Here is a 15128-nt window from a genome sequence, read left to right as displayed (position 1 = left end):
CGGGCCATGCTGAACGCCGTCATCACCTGGTCGCTCCGCCACCGGCTGCTCGTGATCCTGGCCTCGATCGGCCTCTCCCTGGCGGGCCTCCTCGCCTTCCGCCGCCTGCCGATCGACGCCTTCCCGGACACGACGCCGGTGCAGGTGCAGATCAACACCGTCGCCCCTGCCCTCTCGCCCGTCGAGATCGAGCGCCAGATCACCGCGCCCGTCGAGCAGGCGATCTCGGGGCTGCCGCGGCTCGAGGAGGTCCGTTCGCTCTCCCGCTTCGGCCTCTCCCAGGTCACCGCCCGCTTCGAGGACGACACGGACATCTACCTGGCCCGCCAGGTCGTCATGGAACGGCTCCAGACCGTGGCGCTGCCGCCGGGCATCGACCGCCCGGAGCTCGGCCCGGTGGCCACCGGGCTCGGCGAGGTGTTCCACTACGTGGTCACGGGCAAGGGCAAGTCGCTGAGCGAGCTGCGCACGGTCCACGACTGGGTCATCGCGCCGCAGCTCCGCTCGGTGCGCGGCGTGGCCGAGGTCAACGCCTGGGGCGGCGACGAGCGCCAGGTCCAGGTCCTCGTCGACCCCGCGGAGCTCGCGGCGCGGGGGCTCTCGCTCAACGACCTGGCGAGCGCGCTGGAGCGCAACAACACCAACGTGGGCGGAGGCACCCTGGACCAGGCCGGCGAGTCCAGCCTGATCCAGGGCATCGGCATCGCGACCCGGGTGAGCGACATCGAGGACATCGTCGTCGCCGCCAAGGGCGGGGCCCCCATCCGGGTGCGCGACGTCGCGCGGGTGGTCGAGGGGCGCGAGATCCGGCGGGGCGCCGTCACCGCGGACGGCCAGGGCGAGGTCGTGCTCGGCCTCGGCTTCATGCTGATGGGCGAGAACAGCCACGACGTCACGACCCGGCTCAAGGCGCGCCTGGAAGAGGTCAAGAAGAGCCTGCCGGCCGGGGTCGACGTCGCGGTCGTCTACGATCGCACCGAGCTCATCGACAGGGTGCTCGGCACCGTGGAGAAGAACCTGCTCGAGGGCGCGCTCCTCGTCGTCGCGGTGCTCTTCGCCTTCCTCGGCAACCTCCGCGCGGGGCTCATCGTGGCCTCGGCCATCCCCCTGTCGATGCTCTTCGCCTTCGATCTGATGCTCCGCGCCGGCGTGGCGGGGAGCCTCATGAGCCTCGGCGCCATCGACTTCGGCCTCGTCGTCGACAGCTCGGTGATCATGGTCGAGAACTCGGTCCGGCGGCTCTCGGAGGACTCGAGCGACCGGAGCACGACGGACGTGGTGCGGGATGCATCCATCGAGGTGCGCAGGCCGACGATGTTCGGCGAGCTGATCATCATGATCGTCTACCTGCCGATCCTCGCCCTCGAGGGGGCCGAGGGGAAGCTGTTCCGGCCGATGGCGCTCACCGTGATCTTCGCGCTCATCGGCTCGATGATCCTGTCGCTCACGCTGATGCCGGTGCTCGCGAGCCTGCTCCTGCCGCGCCGCCTGAAGGAGCGCGAGAACGTGCTCGTCCGCCTCCTCAAGCGGGGCTACCGGCCCGTGCTGCAGCTCGCGCTGCGGTGGCGCTGGGCGGTGCTCGCGGGCGCCGTGCTGCTCCTCGGCAACGCGGTCTTCCTGGCGACGCGGCTCGGCGCCGAGTTCGTGCCGCGGCTCCGCGAGGGCACCCTCGTGGCCAACACCGTGCGGCTCTCGGGGGTCTCGGCGGGCGAGTCGATCCGCTACGGCACCCAGCTCGAGCGGGTCCTGCTCGAGCGGTTCCCGGACGAGATCGAGCGCGTCTGGACCCGCACGGGCACGGCCGAGGTGGCCACGGACCCGATGGGGCTCGAGCTGTCCGACATGTTCATCACGCTCAAGCCGCGCGAGGCGTGGAAGCGCGCCGAGACCCAGGACGAGCTCGTCGAGGCGATGGAGTCGGAGCTCTCGGGGATGCCGGGCATGCGCGTCATCTACACGCAGCCGATCGAGATGCGGGTCAACGAGATGGTCGCCGGGATCCGGGCCGATCTGGGGGTGAAGCTGTTCGGCGACGACTTCGACACGCTGAAGCAGAAGGCGCGCGAGATCGAGGCCGTGCTCAAGAAGATCCCCGGCGCCGCGGACGTGGTGACCGAGCAGGTCACGGGCCAGCCGGTGCTCGAGATCGAGGTCGACCGCGACGCGATCGCCCGGCACGGCATCGCCGCCGCCGATGTCCTGGATGTCGTCGAGGCCCTCGGCGCGCGGGAGGTGGGGCAGCTCCAGGAGGGCGAGCGCCGCTTCCCTGTGACGCTGCGCATCGACGATCGCTACCGGGAGGACCCCGCCTCCATCGGCCGCATCCTGGTCACCGCGTCCGGCGGGGAGCGCATCCCGCTCGCGAGGCTCGCCAAGATCCGCACGGCCGAGGGGCCGACGGCGATCCACCGCGAGTGGGCGAAGCGCCGGATCGTCGTGCAGGCGAACGTCCGGGGCCGCGACGTGGGCACCTACGTCGAGGAGGCGAGGGCGAGGCTCGATCGAGAGGTCGAGCTCCCGCCCGGCTACTACGTCCGCTTCGGCGGGCAGTTCGAGCACCTCGAGCGGGCGCAGGCGCGGCTGCTCGTGGTGGTGCCCGTCGCGCTCGGGCTGATCCTGCTCCTGCTCTACTTCACGTACGGGCGTTTGCTCGATGCGGCCCGCGTCTTCACGGGCGTTCCGTTCGCTGCGATCGGCGGCGTCGTCGCGCTCTGGCTCCGCGACCTGCCCTTCAGCATCTCCGCGGGCGTCGGGTTCGTGGCCCTTTCAGGCGTCGCGGTGCTCGGGGACATGGTGCTCGTCTCCACCATCCGGCAGCTCACCGCGGCCGGGATGCCGGTGCGGGCCGCCATCGAGCTCGCGGCCGAGCGGCGCCTGCGTCCTGTCCTCATGACGGCGCTCGTCGCCTCGCTGGGCTTCGTGCCGATGGCGCTGAACACGGGCGTCGGCGCCGAGGTGCAGCGCCCGCTCGCGACGGTCGTGATCGGCGGCGTGATCTCGTCCACGCTCCTGACGCTGCTCGTCCTGCCGGTGCTCTACAGCGTCGTCGGCGGCCGGCTCCGCGCGGGCGCCGCCGGCGAGACCGACGCCCCCGATCCCCCGCCGCGCTCCGGCCCGGTCCTGTCGCCCGCCGCGGAGTAGGCGGTGAGCGCGCGCCCCCGCCTCCGCGCGACCGCCGCCGCCGCGGGGCGTCCTGGTCCTCGTCCAGGCGCTCGCGGTGGGCTCTGCTGGGCCGTGGCGCATCGCCGCGACGCCGGCGCTCGTCTCGAGGTCCCGGAGGCGTGTGCCCTCGCGCTCTACCTGGCGCGGAGGCAGCTCCGGAGCTCCCGCGGAGCGCGGCCGAACCATCGCCGGCACGCGTGGCTGAACGCGGTCGTGTCCGCGAAGCCGAGCTGCAGCGCGACCTCGGTCACGCTGGCCGTCTCTCCCCGGAGCAAGTCGCTGGCGCGCTCGCGGCGCACCTCCTCGACGAGGCTCCGGAAGCTCGTCCCCTCGACGTCCAGGCGTCGGCGCAGGGTCCGCTCCGTCGTACCGAGGGCGCGAGCCACGAGCGAGAGCGACGGGATACCGCCGTCGACGCTCGACAGCGCGTGGACGATCTGGTGCCGGACGGCGTCCACGATCGAGCGCGGGGCGAGCGGCTCCGACAGCGCTTCCGCGGACCTGCACAGGTACTCCCAGAGCATCCGGTTCGCAGAGGGAGGCGCCGCGTCGAGGATCTCGCGGCGGAAGGAGAACCCGTCGTGCGGGGCGTCGAAGCGCACGGGGCAACCGAAGAACGCGCTGTGCCCGGCCCGGCGAGGCGGCGCCGGGTGGCGGAAGGTCACCTCGACGGGCGTGAGATCGGCGCCGGCGATCCGCCGCAGGCTGCCGAGGCCCTGCGCGACGGCCGTCTCGTTGGACAGCCGGTGTCCCAGGGTGAGAGGCCCCGTGCGGTACCACCGGACGTGGACGCGTCTTTCGGCCTCCGTCACCTCCCAGCGACCCGAGTCGGTGAGCAACGCGCCGTAGCGAGCGACCGTGTCCAGCGCGTCGCGCACGGACGGCGCCGTCATCATCGCGAAGCCGAGCACGTGCAGATCCTCGATGGCCGCCCCTTGCGCTACCCGGATAGGCAACGACGGATCATCGAGCGTTTGACCCAGATACGTCCACAGGTCGAGCAGATGATCGAACACGACGCGTCTCGCGGGATCCTCGGCGAGCGCCAGCGGCACGCGGGTCGCGCGGCGCATGGCGTCCGGCCGCACGCCGGCCCGCAGCGCGTGGTCCACGACGCGCTGAACCACGCCCGCCACGACGGTCGGTCGGGGTCGCACCATGCGCCCGGCGCCAGCATTCCGCATGCCAGCGCCCGGCGCTCGTCGTGGACGGCGATCCGTGCAGCGGACGGCTCTCCGGGCGCGTCGGGCATGACGCTGCGATCAGGGGAGGATGACCGTCGTGCGGGCTCAGGGGCTCGTGAAGCCGAGGATCCCGTGCCCGACCAGCGCGTGGACGGTGTTCGGGGGCTCTGGCGCGGTGTTCGTGGCGCTCGCCACGCCCTCGCGCATGAACGCGGTGCGGATGCGTGTGATCGAGGTCGCCTGATGTGCCTCTTGAAGCAGCTGCATCGCCTCGGCCGGGACCGTGATCGAGCCGTCCCCTCCCAGCGCGATGCACTGGATCTCGACCTGCTTGTCGGCGGGAGGCGGCATCGCGAACGGCGACGCCCCCTGGATGTCGCCGTCGGTGCTGGTGATGCGCACGATCGTGCCCTGCGCGGCTCCGCAGCTCTCGCCCTGGCCGCCGCAGCCCAGGGTCATCGGCGCGCCATCGAGCGGCACCGCGCCGAGGAGGGTCAGCGACGCCTCGTCGAGCGCGAAGGCCTCCCCCGCCGCGACGGGTCCCAGATCGGGGACCGTGAAGGCCATCGAGCCGCCGGGCTCGATGCCCACGACGATCTCATCGCCGCTCGCGATCGGATCGCTGGGGTTGCCGGGGACGGGTCCCACGCCGGCGAGCACGGTATAGCTGGCCACGAACGCTTCATCGGTCGCGTTCGGATTGACCACGATCGCCACATCGCTCGACTCCACGGCGACGATGGGGAAGGCCCCGTTGTTTCCGCCCACCGCCGCGCCGTCCACGCGCAGGGTGCGCCCCACGTCGGCCGCGGAGAACATCGCGCCGCCGACAGCGTACGCTGCGGTCCCCGTCTCACCGGCGGTCACGCTGGTCTGGCCCGATCCATCGTGGGTCGGGCAGACGTAGCTACCGTTCTGGAACCGGCACGCGATCGGTCCGCCCGCGAGCCCTGAGATCGTGATGACGCCCTGATCGGTGAGCGGCGGCGGCGGACTGTCTTGCGCGTCGTGGACCCATCCCTTGCATCCGGTGGGCTGGCCGGGCGACTCCTCGTAGCTGGGGGGCTTCGCCGCGGTGAACAGGACCTGCACCGAGAGGCCGTGACCTGCCTGCGGCGCACCGGCGATCGAGATATCCTGGATGGAGACGAGGCCGCCGTGTGTCGGGGCGAGGCCGCTGCCTGCGCCCCCGTCGCCCTCCGAGACGCCGCTGCTGCTCGAGGCGCTGCTGCTGCTCGAGGCGCCGCCATCGCCACCCGAGGTGCCGCTGCCGCCCGAGCCCGCGCTCGTCGGCGCGCCGCCGCTCCCTTCGAGGCCGTCGTCTTCCGGGTTTTCGCAGCATCCCGCGACGGTGAGGGCCGTGGTGATGAGCAAAGCAGCACGCCGGCAGATCGGGCTCCGCGAGGGTCGCATTCGATAGATCATGAGGTACCTCCAAGCGTCGTGATGAAGCGCGTCGACCGCCACCGGCTGAACGCGTGAAAGGAGGTATAAGGGTGTCGCCGCGGATCGGCTTGGTCGCGCCGGCCACGAACCTGGTCGAAGCGGCCTCACCGCGGCTACCGGTCTGCGCCGTCCGCGATGGCGCCTTGTTGCGCCGGGAGGTCCCCGTCGTCGCCCCGTGGAGCGTGCGGCCGAAGCCGCCGTGATCGCCGTGCTACGTCGCCCAGAGCACGGAGAGGTCGAGCTCGATGGCCTCGAACGGCACGAGGCGGACGCGCGCGGCGTCGCGATGGATCGGGCCGCGCTCCCACCCCGGACCAGGGACAAGCGAGAAGGTCTCGAGCGTACGCTTGACGGGATCGACGAGCCAGGCGTGCCGCACGCCTTCGCGTGCGTACACGGGCATCTTCTCCTCGCGATCGACCTGCTCCGTCGACGGGCTCAGGACCTCGCAGATCCAGTCCGGGGCGAGCGGGAAGTAGGCAGTCTCCGGCAGCTCGGGCATCCTCTCGCGCCGCCAGCCGGCGATGTCCGGCACGACCGCATCCACCTCACCTGGCGCGGTCGGGTCAGGGAAGTGCAGCTCGGGCTCGTCGAGGATCCACCAGCCGCCGGGGCCACCCCGGCCACGCTGGAAAGGGCCGCCGATCTCGATACCCAGGACCGAGCTCGCGTTCGCGTGTCGCGGCGCGGGCCGGGGCATGACGTGCAGCACGCCTCCAATGAGCTCCGCCACCTTGTTCGGCGGGACGGCCTCCAGGTCGGCGTAGGTGGCGCGGCGGGTCTTCGCGGCAGGCTGGCCCATGGTCCAAGCCTGCCCGGGCGCACGTGGCGAGGCAAGACCACCGCGCTCGTTCGCGACGCGATGCAGCAACCCCGGCGCTGAAGGGAGATGCTCCGTCCGTCCATCAACGAAGGTCAGCCGGATCAGCACCGAGGCCGTCGGTCACGAGCTCACCCCCTGCCATCAAGGCCAGCCTCCGTGCAGCGCGCCACGGAGAGATGCGCATTCCGATCAAGAAGCATTCATTTCCAAACATTATTCATCATGTTCTCTGCCGCCCGCCCGCTCATGGCACCTCGACATCGCCGCGCCTGCGGGATACAGGCGGCGAAGCCATGCAGGTCTCCACGGCGCCCATCACGTCCATCACCGCGAGCGACGTGAGACGGCTGCTCGCCTCGGGCGCCGGCGGCGAGCTGCTCTCTGGCGCTGATCTCTTCACCCTGGCATTCGCGCTCTCGGGTCGGTCGCACAGGGAGCCGCTGACGCTCGATGAGGCGTATGACCTGCTGCTGGCAAACGGTCTTCCGCTGGCGCTCGCGGGAGGCGGGCTCATCGATCGGATGCGCGAATCGACGAGCGCGGATCCGGCGTTCCTGGCCTACAATGCGAGGACGTTCTGCATCGACCGCAATGTCGGTCTCTCGCGCCGGCTGGGTCAGCTCGTCTTCCGGCACGACGTCCAGCAGCTCCTCCGGGCGTACCGTGCGGAGCCGCCGCCGGCGCTGGAACGCCCTGCCACTCGCCCTCCCGCGCGGGCTCGCCGGACCGACGCGCCCGCCGAGCCGCCTCGACGCCCCCCGACCGCCACGCCCCCGGAGCGCCTGCCCGAGCCCGCTCCTCTGCCGGCCCCGCCTCCGAGGAAGCCAGCGCCGCTCCTGGTGTCCGGCCTCGACCGGTCCGAGCTGCTCCGCCAGCTCGAGGGCCCGCCGGCCTCGCTCGCGGCGGTGAGCCACGCGCTGCGCGCCCACCTGCTCGCCTCGGCCGAGCAGTTCGAGGAGCTGCTCGCGCTCGCCGCGCTCACCGGCGTCGAGCCGCACCGCTACCAGATCGAGACCGCGCGCCGCGTCCTGCGCGTGTTCCGCGGGCGCGCGCTGCTCGCGGACGAGGTCGGGCTCGGCAAGACCGTCGAGGCGCTGATGATCCTGCGCGAGTACCAGCTCCGCGGGATGGTCCGGCGGGCGCTCATCCTCGTCCCCCCGGCGCTCGTCGGCCAGTGGACGGGCGAGCTCGCGGAGAAGGCCGGGCTCGCGGCGCGCACGACGGACGACGCCGCGCGCACGGCGGACCCCGCGGCCTTCTGGCGCGACGAGGGCGTGGTCGTCGCGTCGCTCGCCCTCGCGAGGAGCGCGAAGCACGCGCCGCTCGTCCAGGCCGCCCCGTGGGACCTCGTGATCGTCGACGAGGCCCACCACGTCAAGAGCCGCACGACCGCCGGGTTCAAGCTGATCGACGGCCTGCACAGCCGGTTCCTCCTGATGCTCACGGCGACGCCGATCGAGACCGATCTCGAGGAGCTCTACAACCTCGTGACGCTGCTCAAGCCCGGGCAATTCGCGACCCCGGCCGCCTTCCGCGCGCAGTTCGTCGACCCGAAGGACCCGCTGTCGCCGAAGAACCGCGAGCGGCTGCGCGCCCTGCTCGCCGAGGTGATGGTGCGCAACACCCGCGCCGACAGCGGCCTCGCGCTGCCGCCCCGCTACGTGACCACGGCGATCGTCGATCCGCTCCCGGAGGAGCGCGAGCTCTACGAGCGCGTCCTCGCGCTCGTGCGCGCGCACGCGGCCGACGCCGGGGCCCGGAGGATGGCCTCGACGCTCCTGCTCGGCGCCGGATCGAGCCCCGCCGCGGTGCGCGGGAGCCTGGACCGCATGAGCGCGAGCGACGGGCGCGTCCCCGCGCTGCGCGCCGCGCTCGCCGCCCTCGCGGAGCTCGCCGCCTCGGTCCGCGCGTCCCGGAAGGGCGGCGCGCTCGTCGATCTCGCGCGCGCTCACGACGAGCAGATCCTCGTCTTCACCCGGTTCCGCGACACGCTCTCGTACATCGAGGCCGTGCTCCGCGACGCCGGCGTCGAGCCCGCGGCGTTCCACGGCGGCCTCTCCGCCGCGGACAAGCGCGCGGCGCTCTCGGCCTTCCGTGACGGCCGCGCGCGCGTGCTCGTCTCCACCGACGCCGGCGGCGAGGGCCACAACCTCCATCACTGCCATGTCCTCGTGAACTTCGATCTTCCCTACAATCCCATGCTGATCGAGCAGCGGATCGGGCGGCTGCACCGGATGGGCCAGCGAGAGGAGGTGCGCGTCTACAACCTCTGCGCGCGCGGCACGGCCGAGGAGCGCGTCCTCGATCTGCTGGATCGCCGCCTGCACCTGTTCGAGCTGGTCGTGGGGGAGATGGACATGGTGCTCGGCAACATGGCCGACGAGCGCGACCTGGAGGAGCGGATCGTCTCCCTTTACGCGACGTCGCGCTCGGAGGAGGAGATAGCGAGCGGCTTCGACGCCATCGCCGAGGAGCTCGCCGCGGCGCGCGGGCGTTACGAGCAGGTGAAGCGCCTCGACGCGAAGCTGTTTGGGAAGGACTACGGGGCATGAGCGCGGCGCGGGGCGCTGTCTCACCTGCGCTTGGCGCGCTGCCGTCACCGCTCGAATTCGTTGTCGAGGCGCTCGCCGAGGCCGGAGCGCTCGCCGAGCGGGAGGAGGCGCGGGCGGTGGCGCTCCTGCCGCCGCGGCTCGCGGCGGAGCTCGAGGTCCCGGAGGAGTGTGCCCTCGCGCTCTACCCCGATCGGGACGGGGACGTCGCGTGCGGCCTCGGCTCGACGCTTCTCGAGCGGCTCATCGCGAGGGCGCGCGTGCGGCCCGTCTCCACCTCGGTGCGGCTCGCGGCGGATCCGCCGCGGGCCGCTCAGGTGAGGGCCGCCGCGGATCGCTTCGTGCTGCGCAACGGGCTCTGCGAGCCCGGTCCGATCTCGGTGGGCACGGCGGTGTACGTCGCGGCCAGCGTCGCGTACGGGGTCGAGGCCGACGATCGGCGCGAGGGGCTGGTCCGGGTCGTTGTGAACGCGGACGACGGCGGCGAGCCGGACGCCGCGGTGGCCGCGCACCTGGATCTCGCCTGGCCGAGCGCGCTCGTGCAACCGAGCGCCGCGCCGCTCTCGGTGGACGGCCGCGTGGCGGACGGGATCGCGCTCCGTGCGGAGCGGGCGGTGCGGGCGGCGGTGCAGCCGCTGCTCGGCGAGGTCGAGCGCCGGCACGCGCGGGATCACGACCGGATCGTGTCGTATTTCGCGGATCTGATCGCGGAGGCGCGGGCGCCTCGGCGGCGCGCGGATCCGAAGGCCGTCGAGGCCAAGGTCGCGCACCTCGTCGCCGAGCGGAACGCGAAGCTCGAGGCCTTGCCCGGGCGGTTCGCGGCGAGGGTGACGTGCTCGGTCGCCGCGCTGGTGATCGCCGAGGTCCCGGCGGCGCTCGTGAGCCTGCGTCTCCGGCGCCGCAAGGAGGCGCGGGACCTCGTCGTGCGGCTCCCGGCGGGCGCGTCGAGCCTGGACCGGCTCAACTGCGAGGCGTGCGGCGCGGCGACGGCGAGGCCGGCGGCCTGCGACGATCGGATGCACCTGCTCTGCGAGGTGTGCGCGCCGAACGCGCAGGGCAGGATCGCATGCCCGGCGTGCGCGAAGCGGCGCTGAGGGCGGACCATGCCCCGAACCGCTCCACGGTCGCCCCGAACCGCTTCGCCGCTGCCCCGAACCGCTCCACGGTCGCCCCGAACCGCTTCGCCGCTGCCCTGAACCGCTCCACGACTGCCCCGAACCGCTTCGCCGCTGCCCTGAACCGCTCCACGACTGCCCCGAACCGCGCCACGGTTGCCCTTTTCGCCTCGGACCCCGGGTGGCCCCCGGGTCTGGCGCCCTTTTCGCCTCGGACCCCGGGTGGCCCCCGGGTCTGGCGCCCTTTTCGCCTCGGACCCCGGGTGGCCCCCGGGTCTGGCGCCCTTTTCGCCTCGTATCAGGGGGCTCTGCGTTTCAGGCGCGCCTTGTGTGGCGCGCGACGAAGCGTCCCAGGAGGCATGGCCCGAAGGGAGACATGCCGGGTGGTGTTCCCATGCGCAAGCTCTCCCGCCGCCCGTCTTGGCGGATGGCCGAGCGCCCCCCGCGCGCTGCCGCGCACACCCCCACCCCGGCGCGTGCCCTCTGGATCAGTCCTCTCGGGACCAGGGCAAGAGCCCCGTCGCCAGGCTCTTCACCGCCGCCGCCAGCTCGATCGGCTCGATCGGCTTGGGCACGTGCATCTGGTACCCCGCCGCGAGCGCCCGCACCCGGTCCTCGGTCCGCGCGTACGGCGTCAGCGCCAGCGCCGGCGTCCTCCCCACCTTGCGCGGCAGGAGGTCCCGCACCTTCCGGATGAGCGAATACCCGTCCTCGCCAGGCATCCCGATGTCGACCACGAGCAGCGCCGGCTCCGACGTCTCCAGCAGCTTGAGCGCCTCGGCGCTCGACGTCGCCGTGCTGACCTCGGCCCCGCACCGCCGCAGCACCGACGACAGCATCGCCAGCGTGTCGGGATCGTCGTCCGCGATGAGCACGCGCACCCCCGTGAGCCGCGGGAACGGGTTGCGCGGATCCGGCGCGATGCCCGCGCTCGTCAGCGCCGTCGCCGTCGCCCCCGTCGACAGCGGCAGCTGCACGACGCACGTCGTCCCGCGCCCGGGCCCCGCGCTCGTGATGCGCACCGAGCCGCCGTGCAGCCCGACGACGTGCCGCACGATCGACAGCCCCAGCCCGAGCCCCCCGTGCCGGCGCCCGCCGCTGTTGTCCAGGTGCCGGAAGCGCTCGAAGACGTGCGGGAGCTGATCCGCCGAGATCCCTTCGCCGTCGTCGATCACCCTGACCTCGGCGAAGCGCTCGTCCTGCGAGAGCTGCACCTGGACCAGGCCGCCCGGCCGCGCGAACTTCACCGCGTTCGAGAGCAGGTGCCACACGACCTGCTGGAGCCGCGCCGGGTCGCCCTCCACGAACACGCCCTCCGGGTCGAGCCGCGTCTCGATCGCCACGCCCTTGCCCGCCGCCGACGGCAAGATCGCCTCGACCGCCGTCTGCACCGGCAACGTCAGCTCCACCGCGAGCCGCTCGATCTTCAGCGTGCCCGTCACCACCTGCGAGGCGTCGAGCAGCTCGTCGATCAGCGTCACCTGGTGCTCGGCGTTGCGCTCGATCGCCGAGAGCGCCCGCGTCTCGGCCACCCGGTCGAGCGAGCCCGCCTGCATCATCCTCGCCCAGCCGAGGATGGAGTTGAGCGGCGTGCGCAGCTCGTGCGACACCGTCCCGAGGAACTCGTCCTTCAGCCGGTTGGCGTCCTGCACCTCGCGGTACAGGCGCGCGTTGTCGAGCGCGAGCGCGGCCCGGTGCGCGACCTCCTCCGCGAACGCGACGTCCGCCCGCTCGAAGAACCGGCCCGACTCGGACGAGACGAGCGAGATCGCCCCGAGGATGCGCCCGCGCGCCCGGAGCGCCACGACGAGGTACGAGAGCGGCGCGAGCGCCCGGTTCGCCGCGGCCTCCTCCGTCGTCATCGCCTCGTTCAGCAGCACGTCCCCGCGCACGTCCGCGTAGAGCTCCGACCGGCCGGTGCGCAGCACGCGCGCCACAGGGCCCGGCTCGCCGTCGACGCGGCTCGGGTGGAAGTACCTGAGCAGCGGCTCCTTCAGCGGGCTCACGTGCGCGACCGCGACGTGGCGCAGGCCGAGGCCGTCGTCGATGTCGACGAGGCAGAAATCGCCCAGCATCGGGAGCACGAGCCGCGCGAGCGACTGGAGCGTGGCCGTGAAGTCGAGCGACGCGGCGAGCGCCGTGCTGACCTCCGCGAGGAACGCGAAGCGACGCGCCGCCTCCTCGGCCTCGGCCCGCGCCGCCTGCACGCGGATGAGCCGCGCGCGCTCCTCCTCGGCCCGCTTGCGATCGGTGATGTCGCGGTGGATGCCGACGAGGAACAGCGGCCGGCCCTCCTGGTCGTGCACCGCGTACGCCGTGACCTCGACGGGCACCTCGGAGCCGTCCCGCCGCACGCACGGGACCTCGCCGACGAACGTGCGCGAGTCCTCGATCTGCTGGAGGATCCGCCCCGTGGTCTCCTCCCGGACGTCCTCGCGGTGCAGGAGCGCCATGCTCTTGCCGACGATCTCCTCGGAGAGGTAGCCGAAGATCGACTCGGCCTCGCCCATCCAGTAGCGGATGTTGCCCTCGACGTCCGTCACGAGGATCGCCTCGGGCATCTGCTTGAGCACCTCGTGCGAGAGGTGCGTCGCCTCCTCGGTCTGCAGCGCGGAGAGGCGCGCCCGCTCGAGCGCCTGCGCGCTCTGCTGGACGAGCGCGAGCATGAACGCCCGGTCGTCCTCGGTGAACGACTGCGGCGTCGCGAAGCCGAAGCCCACCGCGCCGAGCACGCGCCCCTCGAGGAAGAGCGGGATCGCGGCGTACGCGCGCTCGCCCGTCGTGGCGCAGCAGGCGGCGAAGCCGGGGTCGAACTCGCCGAACCGCTCGTCCGAGCCGAGGAAGAGCGGCAGCCGCTCGCGGACGGCGCGCGCGAGCGGCAGCTCCGCGTCGAGATCGTACGTCTTGAAGCGCGCGACCTGCGCCTCGAGGTAGCCCGTCGAGCGCACCGTCTCGAGCTCGCCGCCGAGCCCGGCGCGCAGCGCCACCATGCCCGTCATCGCGCCGGCCGCCGCGACGACGTGGCTCGCGAGCACGCGGAGCACCGCGGGCGGCGTGATCGCGTCGGACAGCGCGGCCGTCACCGCGAAGAGCCACGCGGCCCGGTCCGCGCTCCGCTCCGCCGACTGCCGCGCCTCCTCCGCCTTGCGGTAGAGGTACGCGTTGTCGAGCGCCAGCGCGACGCGGTGCGCGAGCTCGGCCGCGAGCACGAGGTCGTCGGCGGAGTAGACGCGGTTCGACTCGGAGACGCCGAACGAGAGCACGCCGAGCTTGCGGCCGCGCGCGATGAGCGGCACCGCCATCGCGGAGCGCGTGCCGAGCTGCTCCAGCGCGGCGGCGCGCTCGGCGGCCTCCTCGCTCTGGCCGCCGTCGAGCTCGTGGAGCAGCTCGGACTCGCCGCTGTGGAGCACCTTGGCGATGCCGAGGCGCTCCTCGGCGTCGGGCGCGATCGCGCGCAGGAGCCCCTCGCGCTCGGGGTTCACGTGCCTCGCCGCGACCCGGCAGAACCGCTGCTTCGGCGCGCCGGGCTGGCCCGGACGGTCGGAGCCCGCGGCCTCGGCCGCGGCGCGCTGGCGCCGCGCGGCGTAGATGCCCTGCGGGGGTGCCAGGTCGCCAGCGTTCGCCCCGGGCGCGAACGGCGCCACGTCGCCGTCGGACGGCGGCGGCGCGGAGCCGACGAGGCCCATCGCGTCGGCGGCGCCGCGCTCGATGAGGTCGACCGTGCACCAGTCGGCGAGGAACGGCACCGAGAGCCGCGCGAGCCGCTCGAGGATCGTGTGCGGATCTAGCGATCCGGTGAGCTGCTCGCTCGCGTCCGCCAGGAACATCAGCTCATTATGGATCGCTCCACCGCGGGGCTGCTTCAAGACCTGCCACGCCGTGGCGGCCTCGCTCGGGTTGCCTTCACGCTCCATGATGGTCGACGGCCGCCGCATGGTAGCTAGGCGCGATCGCAGAAGCCAGCGGCGCCGGCGCGCGAGCGGAGCGCGGCCGAGCTAGCCGTCGGAGACGAGCCGCGCGCGGGCGCGGCGGACCAGCGCCTGGACGGCATGATGCGACTGGTCACGGATCGCGTCGACGTCCCGGCCTGCCGTGGCGATGGGCGCGCCGACCTCGAGCGCGACCGGGATACGTCGCGCACGGCTCACCCGGGCCATGTGCGCCGCAAACGACTCGTCCGCATAGGAGGAATCGGCGCCGCCGTAAGCGAGGCCGACAGGGACGATCTCCGCGCCGACGCGGCACGCCGCGGTGAACGCGCCCGCGCGGAACGGCCGCACCTCGTCGCCCGAGAACGTGGTCCCCTCGGGGTAAACCATCACACCACGGCCGCGCTTGAGCGCCGTGCACATCGCGTGGACGACGGCGGAACCGCTGCGCTTGCTCGATCGGTCGACGAAGAGCGTGCCGACGCGGCGCGCCGCCATGCCGATGACCGGCCAGCCGGCGAGGTCGGAACGGCTCACGACCGTCGCCTCGAAAAATGCGAGCGTCACCATGATGTCGAGCGCGGATCGGTGGTTCATCACGAACACGCGCCCGATCCCGCTGGCATCGCGGCCAGGGCAGTACGACGCGCCGGGTCGATCGTGACCACCCGCACCGGGGTCCGGCGCGGCCCACGCGTTGTCGAGGCCGCCCACGCGTGCGTCGAGGCCGTACAGCTTGAGGAGCGCGCGCCCGTAGCGGCGCATCCATGTGTGCAGGACCACCTCGCGATCGGCCGCGCTGGAGAGCGCCGTGTCGACCTCGAGGAGGCCGTACATGCCGAACGTGAGGCCGACGAAGCCGGCGGTGCGGAGGGGGAAGCGGAGGACGTCGAGGGGTGCGCTGGCCATGCTCCGGGTGT

At 72.9% G+C, this 15128-nt stretch carries 8 protein-coding genes; 3 read left to right on the top strand and 5 right to left on the bottom strand.

Annotated features, from left to right (window positions below):
- Positions 1–6: 6 nt before the first annotated feature.
- Positions 7–3141, top strand: coding sequence for an efflux RND transporter permease subunit (locus WMF24_RS03200; RefSeq protein WP_437734858.1), 3135 nt, complete (start codon positions 7–9; stop codon positions 3139–3141).
- Between the two features lie 155 nt (positions 3142–3296).
- Here WMF24_RS03200 and WMF24_RS03195 read toward each other — a convergent pair whose 3' ends face one another.
- The 3 genes from WMF24_RS03195 to WMF24_RS03185 all read right to left on the bottom strand — a co-directional run bounded on the left by WMF24_RS03195 (position 3297) and on the right by WMF24_RS03185 (position 6594).
- Positions 3297–4322 carry an AraC family transcriptional regulator gene (locus WMF24_RS03195; RefSeq protein ID WP_437734857.1) on the bottom strand — a complete coding sequence of 342 codons (1026 nt, stop codon included), beginning with the start codon at positions 4320–4322 and terminating at the stop codon, positions 3297–3299.
- A 129-nt stretch (positions 4323–4451) separates the two neighbouring features.
- A complete protein-coding gene (locus tag WMF24_RS03190) occupies positions 4452–5771 on the bottom strand; it encodes a hypothetical protein (protein ID WP_437734856.1) in 1320 nt (439 codons plus the stop codon).
- 232 nt (positions 5772–6003) lie between these two features.
- The gene (locus WMF24_RS03185; protein ID WP_437734855.1) at positions 6004–6594 is read right to left on the bottom strand and encodes a Uma2 family endonuclease; all 591 of its coding nucleotides are present in this window, start codon (positions 6592–6594) and stop codon (positions 6004–6006) included.
- Positions 6595–6908: 314 nt separating this feature from the next.
- Here WMF24_RS03185 and WMF24_RS03180 point away from each other — a divergent pair, with 314 nt between their 5' ends.
- The gene (locus WMF24_RS03180) at positions 6909–9167 is read left to right on the top strand and encodes a DEAD/DEAH box helicase (RefSeq protein WP_437734854.1); all 2259 of its coding nucleotides are present in this window, start codon (positions 6909–6911) and stop codon (positions 9165–9167) included.
- A complete protein-coding gene (locus WMF24_RS03175) occupies positions 9164–10258 on the top strand; it encodes a hypothetical protein (protein WP_437734853.1) in 1095 nt (364 codons plus the stop codon). Before WMF24_RS03180 ends, WMF24_RS03175 begins: the two co-directional genes overlap by 4 nt.
- Positions 10259–10767: 509 nt before the next feature.
- Here WMF24_RS03175 and WMF24_RS03170 read toward each other — a convergent pair.
- The gene (locus WMF24_RS03170) at positions 10768–14193 is read right to left on the bottom strand and encodes a GAF domain-containing protein (protein WP_437734852.1); all 3426 of its coding nucleotides are present in this window, start codon (positions 14191–14193) and stop codon (positions 10768–10770) included.
- 81 nt (positions 14194–14274) lie between these two features.
- Positions 14275–15117, bottom strand: a complete 843-nt coding sequence (locus WMF24_RS03165) for a lysophospholipid acyltransferase family protein (protein ID WP_437734851.1) — start codon at positions 15115–15117, stop codon at positions 14275–14277.
- Between the last annotated feature and the right edge of the window lie 11 nt (positions 15118–15128).

Source organism: Sorangium sp. So ce1335, assembly GCF_051521615.1.
In the GTDB taxonomy this organism is placed as follows: Bacteria; Myxococcota_A; Polyangia; order Polyangiales; family Polyangiaceae; genus Sorangium.
This window is presented reverse-complemented; position numbering and strand designations above follow the sequence as displayed.

Excerpts from the sequence above, each read along its gene's own strand:
- WMF24_RS03195 (WP_437734857.1), bottom strand. The coding sequence starts at position 4,322 with ATGGTGCGACCCCGACCGACCGTCGTGGCGGGCGTGGTTCAGCGCGTC.
- WMF24_RS03190 (WP_437734856.1), bottom strand. The coding sequence starts at position 5,771 with ATGATCTATCGAATGCGACCCTCGCGGAGCCCGATCTGCCGGCGTGCT.
- WMF24_RS03200 (WP_437734858.1), top strand. The coding sequence starts at position 7 with ATGCTGAACGCCGTCATCACCTGGTCGCTCCGCCACCGGCTGCTCGTG.
- WMF24_RS03165 (WP_437734851.1), bottom strand. The coding sequence starts at position 15,117 with ATGGCCAGCGCACCCCTCGACGTCCTCCGCTTCCCCCTCCGCACCGCC.
- WMF24_RS03170 (WP_437734852.1), bottom strand. The coding sequence starts at position 14,193 with ATGGAGCGTGAAGGCAACCCGAGCGAGGCCGCCACGGCGTGGCAGGTC.
- WMF24_RS03185 (WP_437734855.1), bottom strand. The coding sequence starts at position 6,594 with ATGGGCCAGCCTGCCGCGAAGACCCGCCGCGCCACCTACGCCGACCTG.
- WMF24_RS03175 (WP_437734853.1), top strand. The coding sequence starts at position 9,164 with ATGAGCGCGGCGCGGGGCGCTGTCTCACCTGCGCTTGGCGCGCTGCCG.
- WMF24_RS03180 (WP_437734854.1), top strand. The coding sequence starts at position 6,909 with ATGCAGGTCTCCACGGCGCCCATCACGTCCATCACCGCGAGCGACGTG.